Consider the following 15,494-nt stretch of genomic DNA (forward strand, 5'->3'; position numbering starts at 1 on the left):
TCGATGACCGGGGTGGGCAGGGTGGTGGGACTTCCCGTCGCCTGCCAGGTACGTTCTCCGTCGTGCCCGCACCTCTGAAGCAGACCGTCAGGCGATCCCTGCTGGTCACCGCAGCGTCCCTCACGTCCCTCGCGCTGACCGCGCCCGTCTCCTCGGCGGCGCCGAGTCCCTCACCGTCCCCCAGTGGGTCGCCCTCGGCCTCGAAGTCGGCGAGTGCCTCGGCGAGTCCCTCGGCGACTCCCCCGGCCGCCATGTCCTCCGTCGGCGGTGCCCGCCTGGGGCAGGCCGGAACGCAGGTGGCGCTCGCGGGGGACGCGCCGGTGGTGCCGAAGGACCTCACCGCGCGGTCGTGGATCGTCGCGGACGCCGAGTCGGGCGACGTGCTGGCCGCGCACAACGCGCACTGGCGGCTGCCCCCGGCGAGCACGATGAAGATGCTGTTCGCCGACACCGTGCTGCCGAGGTTCCCGAGGACCACCAAGCACAAGGTGACGCCGAAGGACCTGGAGGGCATCGGGTCGGGTTCCAGCCTCGTCGGCATAAAGGAGGGCGAGACGTACACGGTCCACGACCTGTGGCTGGGTGTGTTCCTGCGCTCCGGCAACGACGCGGTGCGTGTGCTGTCGTCGATGAACGGCGGTGTCGCCGGCACCGTCAAGGAGATGAACGAGCACGCCGAGGAACTGCAGGCCCTGGACACGCACGTGGTGTCCCCGGACGGCTATGACGCGCCCGGCCAGGTCTCGTCGGCGTACGACCTGACCCTGATCGCGCGCTCGGGGCTGCAGAAGAAGGACTTCCGGGAGTACTGCTCGACGGTGCGGGCCAAGTTCCCCGGCGAGACGAAGAAGAACAAGAAGGGCAAGACGGTCCGGAAGTCCTTCGAGATCCAGAACACCAACCGGCTGCTGGCGGGCGACTACGACATCTCGCAGTACCCGGGCATCGCGGGCGTCAAGAACGGCAACACCACCAACGCGGGCGCCACCTTCACCGGTGTCGCCGAGCGCGACGGCCGGGTGCTGCTCGTCACGGTGATGAACCCGGAGAAGAGCGACCACAACGAGGTCTACAAGGAGACCGCCAAGCTGTTCGACTGGGGCTTCGCGGCGGCCGGCAAGGTGACGCCGGTGGGCGAGCTGGTCCCGCCGAAGGGCACCACGCAGGCCAGCCCGCAGGCCAGCGCCGGCGCCCAGCCGGGTGCGAACCCGTCCTCCGGGGAGTCCGCGAGCGCCGGGCAGGGCGGCACCTCGCAGCAGCCGGTGGCGGGTGCCGTGGCCGAGGACGGCACCCGCGGTATGTGGACCGCGCTGGCGATCGCCGGCGGGGTGCTGGTGCTGCTGGCGGCCGGGGCGTTCCTGGTCAACCGCCGGTGGCCGCTGCCGGATCTGGTACGCCGTCGCCGCTGACGTCCTCGTCGAACACGCTGTCGGGAGCGCTGCCCGTCGCCGTCCATGCGGCGCAGTACAGGACCAGCTTCGAGGTGAGGTTGATCCACAGCAGCAGGGCGATGGGCACGCCGAACGCGCCGTACATGCTCTTGCCGGCCACGCCCTGCAGATAGCCGCTCAGCAGCAGCTTCAGCAGTTCGAAGCCGATCGCGCCGATCAGCGCGGCGACGAAGAGCCGGCGGCGGGTCGGTTCGACGCCGGGCAGCAGGGTGAGGACGTACAGCAGGAGCAGGAAGTCGGCGAGGACGGCGATGCCGAAGGCGGCGATGTGCAGCAGGATGCTGCCCCAGCCCTGCTTGTCGATGCCGAGGGTGTCGATGATCCGGCCGACCAGGGCCGAGGCGACGGTGGAGATGGCGAGGGTGATCAGGACCGCGCCGCCGAACCCCAGCAGGATGCCCGCGTCCTTGGCCTTGTTCAGGAGCGGGTTCTCCTCCTGGTCGGGCAGCTCCCACACCGCGCGCAGACAGTCCCGCATCTGGCCGACCCAGCCGATGCCGGTGAACAGCAGCACGGTTCCGGCGATGAGTCCGATGGTGCCGGCGTTCTGGACCAGGCCGTCGATGTCGAGCTGGTCGGAGATGCCGGGGACCTGGTCGGCGATCTTGTCCTGGAGGGTCTGCTGCCGGGACTCGCTGAGGGCGGCGGCGGTGACCGCGGCGGCCAGGGTGAGCAGGGGGAACAGCGCGATGAAGCTGATGAACGTCATCGCGGCCGCGAGCCGTGTCCACTTCACCCGGTCCAGTCGCTCGTACGACCGCCACGCGTGCGTGGCCATGAGGCGGGTGACCCACGGCCCGATCCCGGGGAGCTTCTTCAGCCAGTCCATGATCCGACTCTGCCCCTCTCGCGACGTCCGACGCGGAAGACCAGGGTGCGGGTACCCCAGAAGCGCAGGACAGTCGCGAGTGCCATGCCGATCACGGCCCCGGAGAGGGTGTCCGCGCGCTGCGAGGTGAGCCCGAGGCCGTAGTGGCTGACGGTGAGGCAGAGGAGTTGGACGAGGGCCCCGGCGATGTTGACGGCGAAGAACACGGCGTAGGCGCGCGGGCCGCCCGCGCGGGTGTGCCGGTAGGTGCCGAGGGCGTTGCCGGCGTACGCGACCGCGCAGCCGGCGAGGAAGGAGACCGCCTTGGCGGTGAGCGGGCCGAGGCCCGCCGGGCCGCGCAGGCAGGTGAAGAGGGCGAGGTCGGCGGCGTAGGCGAGCAGGCCGACGGCGGCGAAGCCGAGCACTTCCCGTCGGCCGCCTACCAATTGGCCACCGCCAGCCCGTACATGGCGAGCCAGGCCAGGCCGATCAGGGCGAGGGCACGGTCGCCGAGCACCACCTCCTCGGGTTCGCCCGCCGTGCCCCGGTCGGCGAAGACGGCGTAGCGCAGGACGGCCAGGATGAACGCGACCATCGACAGCTGACGCCAGGGCAGCACGCTGGTGTGGGGCACGCCGCCCTCCTCCAGGGCCCACAGGCAGTAGCCGAGGACGGCGACCCCGGCGGCGAGCTGCCAGACGAAGCGGAGGTAGCCGGTGGTGTACTCGCTGAGCAACGCGCGCGTGGCGCCCGCTTTCCCGGCCATCTGGACGGCCTCGGAGTAGCGCTTGGCGGAGACCATGAACAGCGCGCCGAAGCCGGTGGTGATCAGGAACCAGCGGGACAGCGGGATGCCGAGCGCGAGCCCGCCGACCATCGCGCGCATCAGGAAGCCGGTCGTGACGACGACGAGGTCGACGACCAGGACGTGTTTCAGGCTGACGCAGTACGCCAGTTGCATGGCGAGGTAGCCGCTCAGGAGCGCCGCGACGGCCGGGTTGGTCAGCCAGGCCGCGAGGGCCGGGGCGAGGGCCGCCAGGGCGCCTCCGACGGCGTACGCGACCGGTACCGGGACCTGTCCCGCGGCGACCGGGCGGTGCCGTTTGGTGGGGTGGGCTCGGTCGGCCTCGGCGTCGCGGGCGTCGTTGATCAGGTAGACGGCGGCGGCGCAGGCGGTGAACAGGGCGAAGACCAGGGCGAGTTCGGTGAGCACGCCGCGGGAGAGGAGCCGTCCGGCCGCGGCGGGGGCGGCGATGACGAGGGTGTTCTTCACCCACTGCTTGGGGCGGGCGGTCCGAAGGAGGCCGCGCAGGAGGGTGCCGGGACGCGGGAGCGGGGCGCCCGTCTTCCCGCCGCCCGGCACAGGTGTGGGCAGGCGGCCGCGGGTGCGCTGCTCCAGGAGCGCCGCCTCCGCCGGGCGGCCGGTGCCGGTGAGGGGCGTGGTCTCGGTCATGAGCGCCCGCTCGCACGCTCTGCGGCCTCTCTCATCCACCGCGCCCCCAGACGGGCCGTCAGCGCACCCAGGGCGGCTCCCGCCGCCACGTCGGAGGGGTAGTGGACGCCGGCCACCAGGCGGGAGAGGCACATCGCGGCGGCGAGCGGGGTGACGGCGGGCGCGCCGAGGGCGCCGAAAGCCACGGCGGCGGCCGCGGCGGAGGTCGCGTGCGAGCTGGGGAAGGAGTGCCGGCCGGCGGTGCGGACCAGGGGGTCGACGTGCGCGGGACGTGGCCGGCGCACGATCCGTTTCACCCCCATGCTGGCGAGGTGCGCACCCGCGGTGAGCGCCGTGGCCCGCACCCAGGCGCCGCGCCGCGGGCCGTCCACGGCGGCTCCCACGAGGCCGGCGGCGAGCCACAGCGCGCCGTGCTCGCCCACCCGGGACAGGGTGCGCGCGGCGCGGGCGACGTGTGGGTCCGCGCCCCGGGCGCGGAGCGCCGAAAGGATTCGGTGGTCCATGTCGTCGAGTCCGTCCATGGGGACTCACTGTTCACGTCGACACCTACGGAACTCCGGCAATATAGAGCGACATCCCATTAATCACCCATTTCGGGGAGCGAGGGGATGTTTCAAAAGTAACCGCTCACATAGGGGCGATACGGTCGCCACCATGCCTGCCGACACCGTTTCCGTCACGGGATGGGGCCGCACCGCTCCCTCCGCCGCCCGGCTGATCCGCCCGCGGACCTACGAGGAGGCCGTCGCGGCCGTCCGGGACTGCGGGGTGCGCGGGGGTATCCCGCGGGGGCTGGGGCGGGCGTACGGGGACGCGGCGCAGAACGCGGGCGGGGCGGTGTGGGACATGACCGGCCTGGACCGGATCCATGTCATCGACGCCGCCGGCGGGACCGTGCTGTGCGACGCGGGCGTCTCCCTGCACCGGCTGATGGAGGTCCTGCTGCCGCTCGGCTGGTTCGTGCCGGTGACCCCGGGCACCCGCTATGTGACCGTCGGCGGGGCGATCGGCGCCGACATCCACGGCAAGAACCATCATGTGTCCGGCTCCTTCGCCCGCCACGTCCTCTCCTTCGAGCTGCTCACCGCCGACGGCACGATCCGCACGGTGGGCCACGGCACCCCCCTGTTCGACGCGACCGCCGGCGGCATGGGCCTGACCGGCGTCATCCTCACGGCCACGGTCCGGCTCCAGCCCGTCGAGACCTCCCTCATGGCCGTCGACACCGAACGCGCCACCGACCTCGACGACCTGATGTCCCGGCTGACCGGCACCGACCACCGCTACCGCTACTCGGTCGCCTGGATCGACCTCCTCGCGCGCGGGACGGCCACCGGGCGCGCGGTCCTCACCCGGGGCGACCACGCGCCCCTGGACGCGCTGCCCCCGCGCGCGCGCCGGGAGCCGCTCGCCTTCCGCCCCTCCCAACTCCCGCCCGCCCCCGCCTTCCTGCCGAACGGCCTCCTGTCCCGCACGACCGTCGGACTGTTCAACGAACTCTGGTACCGCGGGGCCCCACGCGCGCGTACCGGCGAACTCCAGAAGCTCCCCGCCTTCTTCCATCCCCTCGACGGCGTCCCGCACTGGAACCGCGTCTACGGCCGGGACGGCTTCGTCCAGTACCAGTTCGTCGTCGGATACGGCCATGAGGACGCCCTGCGCCGGATCGTGCGCCGGATCTCCGCGCACCGCTGCCCGTCCTTCCTCGCCGTCCTCAAGCGGTTCGGGGAGGCCGACCCCGGCTGGCTCTCCTTCCCCCGCCCCGGCTGGACCCTCGCCCTGGACATCCCGGCCGCCCTGCCCGGCCTCGGCGCCTTCCTCGACGCACTGGACGAGGAGGTGGTCACCGCCGGCGGACGGGTCTACCTCGCCAAGGACTCCCGGCTGCGCCCGGACCTGCTCACCGCGATGTACCCGCGCGTCGACGACTTCCGCGCCCTGCGCGCGGAACTGGACCCGCGCGGGCTGTTCGTCTCGGACCTCTCCCGCCGACTGGCCCTCTAAGCCTCAAGGAGTCGCAGTGAAGGATGCCTTCGGCCTCCCCCAGTCCCTCCTCGTCCTCGGCGGTACGTCCGAGATCGCGCTGGCCACCGCCCGCCGGCTGATCGCCCGCCGCACCCGCACGGTGTGGCTGGCCGGCCGCCCCTCCCCCGCCCTGGAGTCGGCGGCCGCCGGTCTGCGCGCGCTGGGCGCCGACGTCCGTACGGTCGCCTTCGACGCGCTCGACCCCGACTCCCACGAGACGGTCCTCGGCAAGGTGTTCGCCGAGGACGACATCGACCTCGTCCTGCTCGCCTTCGGCGTCCTCGGCGACCAGGCGCAGGACGAGCGCGAACCGTCGGCGGCGGTGCGCGTCGCCCAGACCAACTACACCGGCGCGGTGTCGGCCGGCCTGGTGAGCGCCCGCGCACTCCAGACGCAGGGCCACGGCTCGCTCGTCGTCCTGTCCTCCGTCGCCGGGGAGCGCGCCCGCCGCTCGAACTTCATCTACGGCTCCAGCAAGGCCGGCCTCGACGCCTTCGCCCAGGGCCTGGGTGACGCGCTGCACGGCACCGGCGCGCACGTCATGGTCGTACGCCCCGGGTTCGTCCGTACGAGGATGACGGCCGGGCTGACCGAGGCACCGCTCGCCACCACCCCCGAGGCGGTCGCGGCGGCCGTGGAGCTGGGGCTGCGGCGCAGGTCGGAGACGGTGTGGGTACCGGGGGTGCTGCGGGTGGTGATGGCGGTGCTGCGGCATGTGCCGCGCGGGGTTTTCCGCAGGCTGCCCGTCTAGGGCGACCGGATGGGCGGGCCGGTCACCCCTTGCGGGCATACCTCTGGCTAGCGCGTGGGCAGCGAGCCGCGGTCGACGTGGGCCGCCTGTGGGGGGACCACCGTGCCGCCGAAGGGGTACTCGCGCAGTTGCCGCCAGACACCGTCGGCGCCCTGCTCGTGCAGGGCGAAGCCGGTGCAGGACCACTGGGCCTCGTAGTCGGCGAGCTCCTCGTAGGCCCGGTCCATCGCCGCCTCGTCGATGCCGTGCGCGACGGTGACGTGCGGGTGGTACGGGAACTGCAGCTCACGCACGAGGGGCCCGGAGGCGTCACGCACCCGCTGCTGGAGCCAGGCGCAGCTCTCGGCGCCCTCGACGACCTTCACGTACACCACCGGCGACAGGGGCCGGAAGGTGCCGGTGCCGGACAGCCGCATCGGGAAGGGGCGGCCGGCCGCGGCGACCCGGGTGAGGTGCGCCTCGACGGCCGACAGCGCGTCCGGCTCGATCTCGGTCGGCGGAAGCAGGGTGACGTGGGTGGGGATGCCGTGAGCCGCGGCGTCGCCGAAGCCCGTGCGCCGCTCCTGGAGCAGGCTGCCGTGAGGCTCCGGGACCGCGATCGACACACCGATCGTTACGGTCCCCACGTCTTCTCCTGTCGTCATGCCGGAAGTGCGGTCGCTTGTGTCTGCCGGTTGGTGCCGGCGATGCCGCCGGTCCTGGTGCCGGGTTCGTACTCAGTCGTACGGCTATCGACTGTACGGCCACGGCTGTGCTCTGGGCAGGCGCAAGAGAAGTGATGTGCAGCGCTCTGCCCGGAGGAACGTGTGTGCGGTGCGCCCCGGGTGCTTCCGAGCGCCTTCAGTGCTTCGCGGGCAGGAAGCCGACCTTCTCGTACGCCTGGGAGAGCGTCTCCGCGGCCACGGCGCGCGCCTTCTCCGCGCCCTTGGCCAGGATCGAGTCCAGCGTCTCCGGGTCGTCCAGGTACTGCTGGGTGCGGTCCCGGAACGGCGTGACGAAGTCGACGACGACGTCCGCGAGGTCCGTCTTGAGCGCGCCGTAGAGCTTGCCCTCGTACCGCTGCTCCAGCTCCGGGATGCTCGTGCCGGTCAGGGTGGAGTAGATGGTGAGCAGGTTGCTCACTCCCGGCTTGTTCTCGGCGTCGTAGCGGACGACCGTGTCGGTGTCCGTGACCGCGCTCCTGACCTTCTTCGCGGTGGCCTTCGGCTCGTCGAGCAGGTTGATGAGGCCCTTCGGCGTGGACGCCGACTTGCTCATCTTGATCGTCGGGTCCTGGAGGTCGTAGATCTTCGCCGTCTCGCGCAGGATGTACGGCTTCGGGATGGTGAAGGTCTCGCCGAAGCGGCCGTTGAAGCGCTCGGCGAGGTCGCGGGTGAGCTCGACGTGCTGGCGCTGGTCCTCGCCGACCGGGACCTCGTGCGCCTGGTAGAGCAGGATGTCCGCGACCTGGAGGATCGGGTAGGTGAACAGTCCGACGCTCGCGCGGTCGGCGCCCTGCCTGGCGGCCTTGTCCTTGAACTGGGTCATGCGGGACGCCTCGCCGAAGCCGGTGAGGCAGTTCATGACCCAGGCGAGCTGGGCGTGCTCGGGGACGTGGCTCTGCACGAAGAGGGTGCAGCGCTCGGGGTCGAGACCCGCCGCGAGGAGCTGGGCGGCGGCCAGACGGGTGTTGGCGCGCAGGTCGGCCGGGTCCTGCGGGACCGTGATCGCGTGCAGGTCCACGACCATGTAGAAGGCGTCGTGGGTCTCCTGCAGGGCCACCCACTGGCGGACGGCGCCGAGGTAGTTGCCGAGGTGGAACGAGCCGGAGGTGGGCTGGATTCCGGAGAGCACACGGGGTCGATCTGAGGCCATGTTCATCATTGTCTCAGAGAGCGGTGGGTGGTTTCGGTGCGAGGGGACGCGGGGGGGGAACCGCGGGCCGGCGGGGGCCGTTCGCGCGGTTCCCCCCGCGCCTACGAGGAACCTCAGCCGAGGTCGATCTCCGGGTAGAGCGGGAAGCCCGCCACCAGGTCCGTCGCGCGCTGGGAGATCTCCTGGGCCACCTTCTCGTCCAGGAGGTGGGAGGCCTTGGACGGGGCGCCCGACTTCGTGGTGCCGGGCTCCGTGGTGGTGAGGACACGGTCGATCAGGCCCGCGACCTCGTCCATCTCCGCCGTGCCCAGGCCGCGGGTGGTCAGTGCCGGGGTGCCGACGCGGATGCCCGAGGTGTACCAGGCGCCGTTCGGGTCGGCCGGGATGGCGTTGCGGTTGGTGACGATGCCCGAGTCGAGGAGGGCGGCCTCCGCCTGGCGGCCGGTGAGGCCGTAGGAGGTGGCCACGTCGATCAGGTTGAGGTGGTTGTCCGTGCCGCCGGTGACCAGGGTGGCGCCCCGGCGCATCAGGCCCTCGGCCAGCGCGCGGGAGTTGTCGACGATGCGCTGGGCGTAGTCCCGGAAGGCGGGCTGGCGCGCCTCGGCCAGGGCGACGGCCTTGGCGGCCATGACGTGCGGGAGGGGGCCGCCCAGGACCATCGGGCAGCCGCGGTCGACCTGGTCCTTGAGGGAGTCGTCGCACAGGACCATGCCGCCGCGCGGGCCGCGCAGGGACTTGTGGGTGGTCGTGGTGACGATCTGGGCGTGCGGGACCGGGTCGAAGTCGCCGGTGAGGACCTTGCCGGCGACCAGGCCGGCGAAGTGCGCCATGTCGACCATGAGCGTGGCGCCGACCTCGTCGGCGATCTCGCGCATGATCCGGAAGTTCACCAGACGGGGGTACGCCGAGTAGCCCGCGACGATGATCAGCGGCTTGAACTCGCGGGCCGACGTCCGCAGCGCCTCGTAGTCGATCAGACCGGTCGCCGGGTCCGTGCCGTAGGAGCGCTGGTCGAACATCTTGCCGGAGATGTTCGGGCGGAAGCCGTGGGTGAGGTGGCCGCCGGCGTCCAGGGACATGCCGAGCATGCGCTGGTTGCCGAAGGCCTGGCGCAGCTCCGCCCAGTCGGCGTCGGTGAGGTCGTTGACCTGGCGGGCGCCGGTCTTCTCCAGGAAGGGGGCCTCCACGCGGTCGGCGAGGACCGCCCAGAAGGCGACGAGGTTGGCGTCGATGCCGGAGTGCGGCTGGACGTAGGCGTGACGGGCGCCGAAGAGCTCGCGGGCGTGCTCGGCGGCGAGGGACTCGACGGTGTCGACGTTGCGGCAGCCGGCGTAGAAGCGCCGGCCGACGGTGCCCTCGGCGTACTTGTCGCTGAACCAGTTGCCCATCGCCAGGAGGGTGGCCGGGGAGGCGTAGTTCTCGGAGGCGATCAGCTTGAGCATCTCGCGCTGGTCGGCGACCTCCTGGCCGATGGCGTCGGCGACGCGCGGCTCGACGGCGCGGACCACCTCGAGGGCGGCGCGGAAGGCGGTGGACTCGGTGGAGAGGGGCTGCTGCTCTGACATGTCGTCGGCCTCCGGGTGGCGTGGGTGCTGAAAAGCGATCACGGTTTCACGGTTCGGCCCAGGCGCACGGCACTTGTTCACTCCCGGGCCGCTCCCCGATGGTCCGTCCCATCCCAGCGCGCCAGTCACGGCCCGCTCGAAAGCCTACCGGGCGGGCCGTGGCGTGCAGGTGCCGCGTCCACCATGCGAGCGACCATGGGGGGAAGCACCCTGGAGGTTCCGTGAGCACCAGCGACGCCCTCATCGCCGCCGCCGAGGCGCACACCGCGCACACCTACCACCCCCTTCCGGTCGTCGTGGCCACGGCCGAGGGGGCGTGGATGACGGATGTGGAGGGGCGGCGGTACCTGGATCTGCTGGCGGGCTATTCGGCGCTGAACTTCGGGCACGGCAACCGGCGGCTGATCGACGCGGCGAAGGCTCAGCTGGAGCGGGTGACGCTGACGTCGCGGGCGTTCCATCACGACCGGTTCGGGGCCTTCTGCGCGGAGCTGGCCGAGCTGTGCGGCATGGAGATGGTGCTGCCGATGAACACGGGCGCGGAGGCGGTGGAGACGGCCGTGAAGACCGCCCGGAAGTGGGGGTACCGGGTGAAGGGGGTCCCGGCGGAGACGGCGAAGATCGTCGTCGCGGGGAACAACTTCCACGGGCGGACGACAACGATCATCAGCTTTTCCACGGACTCCGAGGCCCGCGCGGACTACGGGCCGTACACGCCCGGCTTCGAGATCGTGCCGTACGGGGACCTCACGGCGCTGCGGGCGGCGGTGACCGAGAACACGGTGGCGGTGCTCCTCGAGCCCATCCAGGGCGAGGCCGGCGTCGTCGTCCCGCCGGCCGGTTATCTGGCGGCGGTGCGGGAGGTGACCCGGGAACGGGGGGTGCTGTTCGTCACCGACGAGATCCAGTCGGGGCTCGGCCGGACCGGGCGGACCTTCGCGTGCGAGCACGAGGGGGTCGTACCGGATGTGTATGTGCTGGGGAAGGCGCTCGGGGGCGGGATCGTGCCGGTGTCGGCGGTGGTGGCGAACGCCGAGGTCCTGGGGGTGTTCCGGCCCGGGGAGCACGGGTCGACGTTCGGGGGGAACCCGCTGGCGTGCGCGGTGGCGCTGGAGGTGATCGCGATGCTGCGGTCGGGCGAGTACCAGGCGCGGGCCGCGCGGCTCGGGGAGCGTCTGCACGACGCGCTGGGCGCGCTGGTCGGCACCGGGCGGGTGACGGCGGTACGGGGGCGCGGGCTGTGGGCGGGGGTGGACGTCGCGCCGGGGTACGGGTCGGGGCGGGAGGTGTCGGAGCGGCTGATGGACCGGGGCGTCCTGGTGAAGGACACGCACGGACCCACGATCCGTCTCGCGCCGCCGCTGGTGATCTCCCAGGAGGACCTCGACTGGGGGCTGTCCCAGCTGTCGGCCGTACTGGAGAGAGCTACCGGATGACGTGCGGTACGAAGCGGGCGTACTCGTCCGTGATCAGGCCGGCGGACTCGCGGATGCCGAGGCCCGCGGACTCCTCGTCCACGACCCAGGCGCCGAGGACGACGTGGTTGCCGTCGAAGGCGGGCAGGGGGGCCAACTGCTGGTAGCAGCAGGGCTCGTCGTCCCGTACGACGGGGTCGGCGCCCTTCTCGTGGACGGTGACGCCGGCTCCCTCGCGGCCGAGCAGGGGCTTGGCGACGTATCCGGTGGTGACCGCCAGCTCGCGGGGGCCGTCGAGGTGGGCGGGGAGGAGGTTGGGGTGGTCGGGGTAGAGCTCCCAGAGGATCGCGAGGAGCGCCTTGTTGCTCAGCAGCATCTTCCAGGCGGGCTCGATCCACATCGTCGTACCCGTGCCGCCGCCGTTGTCGAGGGTGTCGAGGACGTGGCCGGCGAAGCGGTCGGTGGTGAGCCACTCCCAGGGATAGAGCTTGAAGCAGCTCCGGATGAAACGGAGCCGGTGGTCGACGAAGCGGCCGGAGAGGCGGTCGAAGCCGATGTCCTCCATGGGGATGAAGGCCGTGTCGAGTCCTGCCTGCTCGGCGGTCTCCTTGAGGTAGGCGACCGTCATCAGGTCCTCGCCGAGTTCGTCGGCGGTGGAGTGCGCGAAGTACAGGGGGCCGCCGGGCGGGAGGAGGGGGGCCTGTTTCCGCCAGGCGGCGACGAGGCGTTCGTGGAGGGAGTTCCACTGGTCGGCGCCGGGGAAGCGGTCCTCCATCCAGAACCACTGCGCGGAGGCCGCCTCCACCAGGGAGGTGGGGGTGTCGGCGTTGTACTCCAGGAGCTTGGCCGGGCCGGTGCCGTCGTAGTGGAGGTCGAAGCGGCCGTAGACGGAGGGGAGTTCGGCGCGGCGGCGCCAGGCCTCCGTGACGGCGGCGGCGACCCGCGGGTCGGTGATGCCGAGGTCGGCGAGACGGTCCGCGGAGACGAGGTGCTCGGCCGCCGTCAGGCACATGCGGTGGAGTTCCTCGACGGTCTCCTCCAGGGCCTCGACCTCGTCGAGGGTGAAGGCGTAGTAGGCGCTCTCGTCCCAGTAGGGGCGCAGGCTGCCGTCCGGGTGGCGGGTGAGGGGGTAGATCAGGCCCTGTTCCTCGACGGTCCGCTGCCAGCCGGGGCGGGGTTCGACGGTGTGGCGCTGCATGGCGTACGTCCGCTCAGCCGCCGCCGCTGCCGGATCCGGAGCAGCCGAAGCCGCCGCGGTCGACGGCCTCGCTCTTGCTGAAGGTGCCGGAGTCGGCCCGGCCGTGGCTGACGTCGGCGTCGTAGTACCAGGCGGCGTCGGTCTTCCTGGTCGTGGTCCTCCCGCCCTTGCCGGCGGCGGAGGATCCGGAGGTGGAGGACTTGCAGTTCTTGTCGGCGACGACCTTGTAGCCGTAGACGGAGTCGTAGCTGTCGCGGTCCACGCAGCGGCGGTCCGGGTCGGAGCCGCAGGAGGTGAGGGCCGCGGCGACGACGCCCATGCCGCCGAGTACGACCGTGCTGGACCGCAGTCGCCTGCGTGCTTCCGCCATGTTCCCGTCTCCCCCTGAGGTCAAGCCGATGGCCTGTGATCGTCGCTGGTGATCGAGCCGATTTTTCCGGCTGTCAGCCTAGAGATCGGTGAGAGTCCGCCCGCACGGGCCCCCCGTCCCGCCCGTTCGCCTACAGTCCGTTCGTGCTGTGGGGAATGGTGTGTGCGCTCGGTGCGGCGGTGTGCTTCGGTACGGCGACCGTGTTGCAGGCGATGGCGGCGCGGGCCGCGTCCGGTGGGGGCGGCGGGGACGCGGTCCTGTTGCTGCGGGCGCTGCGGCAGTGGCGGTACGGGGCGGGGCTGGGGCTGGACGGGCTGGGGTTCCTGTTCCAGATCGCCGCGCTGCGGTCGGTGCCGATCTACGCGGTGGCGGCGGCGCTGGCGTCGAGCATCGCGGTGACGGCGGTGGTGGCGGCGCGGCTGCTGCGGGTGCGGCTGAGCCGGACGGAGTGGGCGGCGGTGGGGGTGGTGTGCGCGGGGCTGGCCGTGCTGGGGCTGGCGGCGGGCACGGAGGGAGAGGCGGCGGGGCCGGGGCCGTTGCCGTGGGTGATGCTCGGGGTGGCGGGTGCGGTGCTGGGGTTGGGGACGGTGGGTGGGCGGCTGCCTGAGCGGGGGCGGGCGCTGGTGCTGGGGTTGGGGGCCGGGTGCGGGTTCGGGGTGGTGGAGGTGGCGGTGCGGCTGATCGACGACCTCTCGCCGGGCGCGCTGCTCACCGATCCGGCGGTGTACGCGCTGCTGCTGGGCGGTGGGGCCGCGTTCCTGCTGCTCACCTCCGCGTTGCAGCGCGGCTCGGTGACGACCGCCACCGCGGGGATCGTGATCGGGGAGACGATCGGCCCCGCGGCGGTGGGCGTGGCCTGGCTGGGCGACCGCACCCGGGAGGGGTGGGCGTGGCCGGCCGTCCTGGGCTTCACCGTGGCGGTGGCGGGAGCACTGGCCCTGGCGCGCTTCGGGGAGGCACCGGAGCCGGCGTGAGCGCCCGCCGTCCCCTCAGCCCATCGCCTCCGTGATCCCGTCCCACAGGCGTGACCTCGCCTCCAGGGCCAGGGTCACCGTCTCGACGGCCTCCTCCCAGCGGGTGTCGTCGGTGCCGCACAGGTCGGTGACCATCTGGAGGGCCATGGGGGTGTGTTCCTCGCCGTCGACCTCGATGTGGCGGGCGAGGTAGTCGCGGAAGAGGGGGAAGCGGTCGGTGCCCTCCTCCTTGATCACCTGGTCGAACATGTCGGGGATCAGGTCCTCGCGGGAGAAGGCGAAGGCGGCGGCGCGGCAGTGCAGCGGGCGGTTGGCGATGATGTCGAAGGTCGTGGCGACGAAGTCGGCCGCCGGGGCGGGGACCTGGGCCACGCGGAGGGCCGCCGCCACGTCGTGGCCCTCGGCGACGAGGGAGAGGAACGTGTCGATGCGGGTGGTGTCGGCCGAGGCCTCGGCCATGGCCGCCCGGTACAGCTCGAAGTGGCTGGTGAAGCCGCCGTTCAGCTCGTCGCTCTCCTCGACCAGCACGATGTCGTTGATGAGCCGGCGGGCCAGCGCCGAGCCGCGCGGTACCCAGGGCACGTCGACGCAGGTCAGCTCGTGCTGGAGCGACTTGAGGAGGGACATGAAGTCCCAGACGGCGAACACGTGGTGCGCCATGAACGTCCTGAGGTGTTCCGGTCCGGATATCCGCTGGTAAATGGGGTGGGAGGTCACTTCTTTACGAGCGGATTCGAGCACGGAACGGGCCCGTTCGATTCCCTGGTGTCCTTCTTCGGTCAGATTCCAGTCGTACCTGGACATGGCAATCTCCTTCGTTCCGGAAGGCCGATCGTGCACTTTTTCCGAGTTACCGGCAAGCGCTTCCAAGAATTCCCGGAAAGTTACCGGCAGTATTGCCCGACAGAAGGAGCCAAGGACATCCAAAGGGCAGTAAAAAGTTACGTTTCGGACAACCGTGAGAGCCTTGAAAAACTTCGTTGAAGTTTGAACGCGAACGCTCTTCCTGCCGTACTCCACGCCGTGAGCAGCAATCCCGTCACCGTCACCGTGGCCTATCACGTGGTGCCGGGCCGCGAGGCCGACTTCCACAACTGGGGGTGGGCCATGCTGGGCGCCAGCGCCCGGCATCCGGGTTTCCTCGGAGGTGGCGTCCTTGTCGATCGAGAGGCGGAGTGGCATGTCGTCTATCGCTTCGCCGACGAAGACACGGCTCTGGCCTGGGAAGTCTCGCCAGACCGGGTGCAGTGGGACGTCCGGACGGAGGGGATCGCCCAGCGGGCCGGCCGTAGGAGCGTGCAGGGGTCCAAGGAGTGGTTCGACTCCCAGGCCCCCGCGCCACCGCCTCCCGCCCCGCCTGCTCCGCCCGCCCCGCCGGCGAAATGGAAACTGTGGTTCGTGAATATGAGCGCGGTGTTCCCGCCGGTGCTCCTGTTCAACCTGATCGTGCTGCCCTATCTCGGCGGCATCAACCCTTTCATTCGCACGCTGTTCCTCTGCCTGTGTGTGACGGCCATCGTCACCTGGATTCTCATGCCGCGCCTTCAGCGTTTCTTCAAGAAATGGCTGTATCCACCGCTCCAGGCGCTGCGTGGGCGGCACAAACGACGGACCGTTTAGGTTCGTGAAC

The 15,494-nt window shown here is 71.5% G+C and carries 16 protein-coding genes and 1 riboswitch; of the genes, 6 read left to right on the forward strand and 10 right to left on the reverse strand.

The annotated features are described in order from the left end of the window. Positions 1-62: 62 nt before the first annotated feature. A complete protein-coding gene (locus tag ACIBVL_RS17810; protein ID WP_399098098.1) occupies positions 63-1,409 on the forward strand; it encodes a D-alanyl-D-alanine carboxypeptidase family protein in 1,347 nt (448 codons plus the stop codon). Here the strand turns inward: ACIBVL_RS17810 and ACIBVL_RS17815 are convergent. Genes ACIBVL_RS17815 through ACIBVL_RS17830 form a run of 4 tightly spaced genes read right to left on the reverse strand, consistent with a single transcriptional unit; the run spans position 1,363 to position 4,233 of the window. Next, positions 1,363-2,280 (reverse strand): YihY/virulence factor BrkB family protein, encoded by a 918-nt coding sequence (locus tag ACIBVL_RS17815; protein WP_399098099.1) that lies wholly within the window; start codon positions 2,278-2,280, stop codon positions 1,363-1,365. The genes ACIBVL_RS17810 and ACIBVL_RS17815 overlap by 47 nt on opposite strands. Next, a complete protein-coding gene (locus ACIBVL_RS17820) occupies positions 2,268-2,705 on the reverse strand; it encodes a GtrA family protein (protein WP_399098100.1) in 438 nt (145 codons plus the stop codon). Before ACIBVL_RS17820 ends, ACIBVL_RS17815 begins: the two co-directional genes overlap by 13 nt. Next, positions 2,699-3,712 (reverse strand): decaprenyl-phosphate phosphoribosyltransferase, encoded by a 1,014-nt coding sequence (locus ACIBVL_RS17825; RefSeq protein WP_399098101.1) that lies wholly within the window; start codon positions 3,710-3,712, stop codon positions 2,699-2,701. The genes ACIBVL_RS17820 and ACIBVL_RS17825 overlap by 7 nt, the downstream gene beginning before the upstream one ends. Continuing rightward, positions 3,709-4,233 carry a phosphatase PAP2 family protein gene (locus tag ACIBVL_RS17830; protein ID WP_399098102.1) on the reverse strand — a complete coding sequence of 175 codons (525 nt, stop codon included), beginning with the start codon at positions 4,231-4,233 and terminating at the stop codon, positions 3,709-3,711. Before ACIBVL_RS17830 ends, ACIBVL_RS17825 begins: the two co-directional genes overlap by 4 nt. 133 nt (positions 4,234-4,366) lie before the next feature. On the opposite strand from ACIBVL_RS17830, the gene ACIBVL_RS17835 reads away from it, so the two are divergent. Together ACIBVL_RS17835 and ACIBVL_RS17840 are read left to right on the forward strand one after the other, a co-directional pair. Further along, positions 4,367-5,716, forward strand: a complete 1,350-nt coding sequence (locus ACIBVL_RS17835; protein WP_399098103.1) for an FAD-binding protein — start codon at positions 4,367-4,369, stop codon at positions 5,714-5,716. A 16-nt stretch (positions 5,717-5,732) separates the two neighbouring features. Continuing rightward, positions 5,733-6,488 carry a decaprenylphospho-beta-D-erythro-pentofuranosid-2-ulose 2-reductase gene (locus tag ACIBVL_RS17840; RefSeq protein ID WP_399098104.1) on the forward strand — a complete coding sequence of 252 codons (756 nt, stop codon included), beginning with the start codon at positions 5,733-5,735 and terminating at the stop codon, positions 6,486-6,488. A gap of 47 nt (positions 6,489-6,535) precedes the next feature. Here ACIBVL_RS17840 and ACIBVL_RS17845 read toward each other — a convergent pair whose 3' ends face one another. The 3 genes from ACIBVL_RS17845 to ACIBVL_RS17855 all read right to left on the reverse strand — a co-directional run bounded on the left by ACIBVL_RS17845 (position 6,536) and on the right by ACIBVL_RS17855 (position 9,907). Beyond that, complete coding sequence (locus ACIBVL_RS17845) at positions 6,536-7,114, reverse strand: 2'-5' RNA ligase family protein (RefSeq protein WP_399098105.1); 579 nt, start codon at positions 7,112-7,114, stop codon at positions 6,536-6,538. Positions 7,115-7,328: 214 nt separating this feature from the next. After that, entirely contained in the window at positions 7,329-8,342 is a 1,014-nt protein-coding gene (gene trpS / locus ACIBVL_RS17850; protein ID WP_399098106.1) for a tryptophan--tRNA ligase, read from the reverse strand. A gap of 113 nt (positions 8,343-8,455) precedes the next feature. Next, complete coding sequence (locus ACIBVL_RS17855; protein ID WP_399098107.1) at positions 8,456-9,907, reverse strand: glycine hydroxymethyltransferase; 1,452 nt, start codon at positions 9,905-9,907, stop codon at positions 8,456-8,458. 49 nt (positions 9,908-9,956) lie between these two features. Continuing rightward, a riboswitch (ZMP/ZTP riboswitch) is annotated at positions 9,957-10,046 on the reverse strand. Between the two features lie 82 nt (positions 10,047-10,128). Between ACIBVL_RS17855 and rocD the strand changes: the two genes are divergently transcribed. Next, the gene (gene rocD / locus ACIBVL_RS17860; protein ID WP_399098108.1) at positions 10,129-11,343 is read left to right on the forward strand and encodes an ornithine--oxo-acid transaminase; all 1,215 of its coding nucleotides are present in this window, start codon (positions 10,129-10,131) and stop codon (positions 11,341-11,343) included. Here the strand turns inward: rocD and ACIBVL_RS17865 are convergent. Next, the gene (locus ACIBVL_RS17865; RefSeq protein ID WP_399098109.1) at positions 11,333-12,520 is read right to left on the reverse strand and encodes a glutathionylspermidine synthase family protein; all 1,188 of its coding nucleotides are present in this window, start codon (positions 12,518-12,520) and stop codon (positions 11,333-11,335) included. The two genes, rocD and ACIBVL_RS17865, sit on opposite strands and share 11 nt — an antisense overlap. 13 nt (positions 12,521-12,533) lie before the next feature. Beyond that, the gene (locus tag ACIBVL_RS17870) at positions 12,534-12,890 is read right to left on the reverse strand and encodes a hypothetical protein (RefSeq protein ID WP_399098110.1); all 357 of its coding nucleotides are present in this window, start codon (positions 12,888-12,890) and stop codon (positions 12,534-12,536) included. A gap of 155 nt (positions 12,891-13,045) precedes the next feature. Between ACIBVL_RS17870 and ACIBVL_RS17875 the strand changes: the two genes are divergently transcribed. Beyond that, entirely contained in the window at positions 13,046-13,864 is an 819-nt protein-coding gene (locus tag ACIBVL_RS17875) for a hypothetical protein (protein ID WP_399098438.1), read from the forward strand. A 15-nt stretch (positions 13,865-13,879) separates the two neighbouring features. Here the strand turns inward: ACIBVL_RS17875 and ACIBVL_RS17880 are convergent, their stop codons facing one another. Beyond that, positions 13,880-14,668: a DUF3050 domain-containing protein gene (locus tag ACIBVL_RS17880; protein ID WP_399098111.1), complete on the reverse strand. Its 789-nt coding sequence runs from the start codon at positions 14,666-14,668 to the stop codon at positions 13,880-13,882. Positions 14,669-14,887: 219 nt separating this feature from the next. On the opposite strand from ACIBVL_RS17880, the gene ACIBVL_RS17885 reads away from it, so the two are divergent. After that, positions 14,888-15,484: a hypothetical protein gene (locus ACIBVL_RS17885; protein ID WP_399098113.1), complete on the forward strand. Its 597-nt coding sequence runs from the start codon at positions 14,888-14,890 to the stop codon at positions 15,482-15,484. The last annotated feature ends 10 nt before the right edge of the window (positions 15,485-15,494 follow it).

Source organism: Streptomyces sp. NPDC049687, from assembly GCF_044465285.1.
Taxonomy (GTDB): Bacteria; Actinomycetota; Actinomycetes; order Streptomycetales; family Streptomycetaceae; genus Streptomyces.

Excerpts from the sequence above, each read along its gene's own strand:
- ACIBVL_RS17880 (WP_399098111.1), bottom strand. The coding sequence starts at position 14,668 with ATGTCCAGGTACGACTGGAATCTGACCGAAGAAGGACACCAGGGAATC.
- ACIBVL_RS17815 (WP_399098099.1), bottom strand. The coding sequence starts at position 2,280 with ATGGACTGGCTGAAGAAGCTCCCCGGGATCGGGCCGTGGGTCACCCGC.
- ACIBVL_RS17870 (WP_399098110.1), bottom strand. The coding sequence starts at position 12,890 with ATGGCGGAAGCACGCAGGCGACTGCGGTCCAGCACGGTCGTACTCGGC.
- ACIBVL_RS17865 (WP_399098109.1), bottom strand. The coding sequence starts at position 12,520 with ATGCAGCGCCACACCGTCGAACCCCGCCCCGGCTGGCAGCGGACCGTC.
- ACIBVL_RS17825 (WP_399098101.1), bottom strand. The coding sequence starts at position 3,712 with ATGACCGAGACCACGCCCCTCACCGGCACCGGCCGCCCGGCGGAGGCG.
- ACIBVL_RS17835 (WP_399098103.1), top strand. The coding sequence starts at position 4,367 with ATGCCTGCCGACACCGTTTCCGTCACGGGATGGGGCCGCACCGCTCCC.
- ACIBVL_RS17830 (WP_399098102.1), bottom strand. The coding sequence starts at position 4,233 with ATGGACGGACTCGACGACATGGACCACCGAATCCTTTCGGCGCTCCGC.
- ACIBVL_RS17855 (WP_399098107.1), bottom strand. The coding sequence starts at position 9,907 with ATGTCAGAGCAGCAGCCCCTCTCCACCGAGTCCACCGCCTTCCGCGCC.
- trpS (WP_399098106.1), bottom strand. The coding sequence starts at position 8,342 with ATGGCCTCAGATCGACCCCGTGTGCTCTCCGGAATCCAGCCCACCTCC.
- ACIBVL_RS17875 (WP_399098438.1), top strand. The coding sequence starts at position 13,046 with ATGGTGTGTGCGCTCGGTGCGGCGGTGTGCTTCGGTACGGCGACCGTG.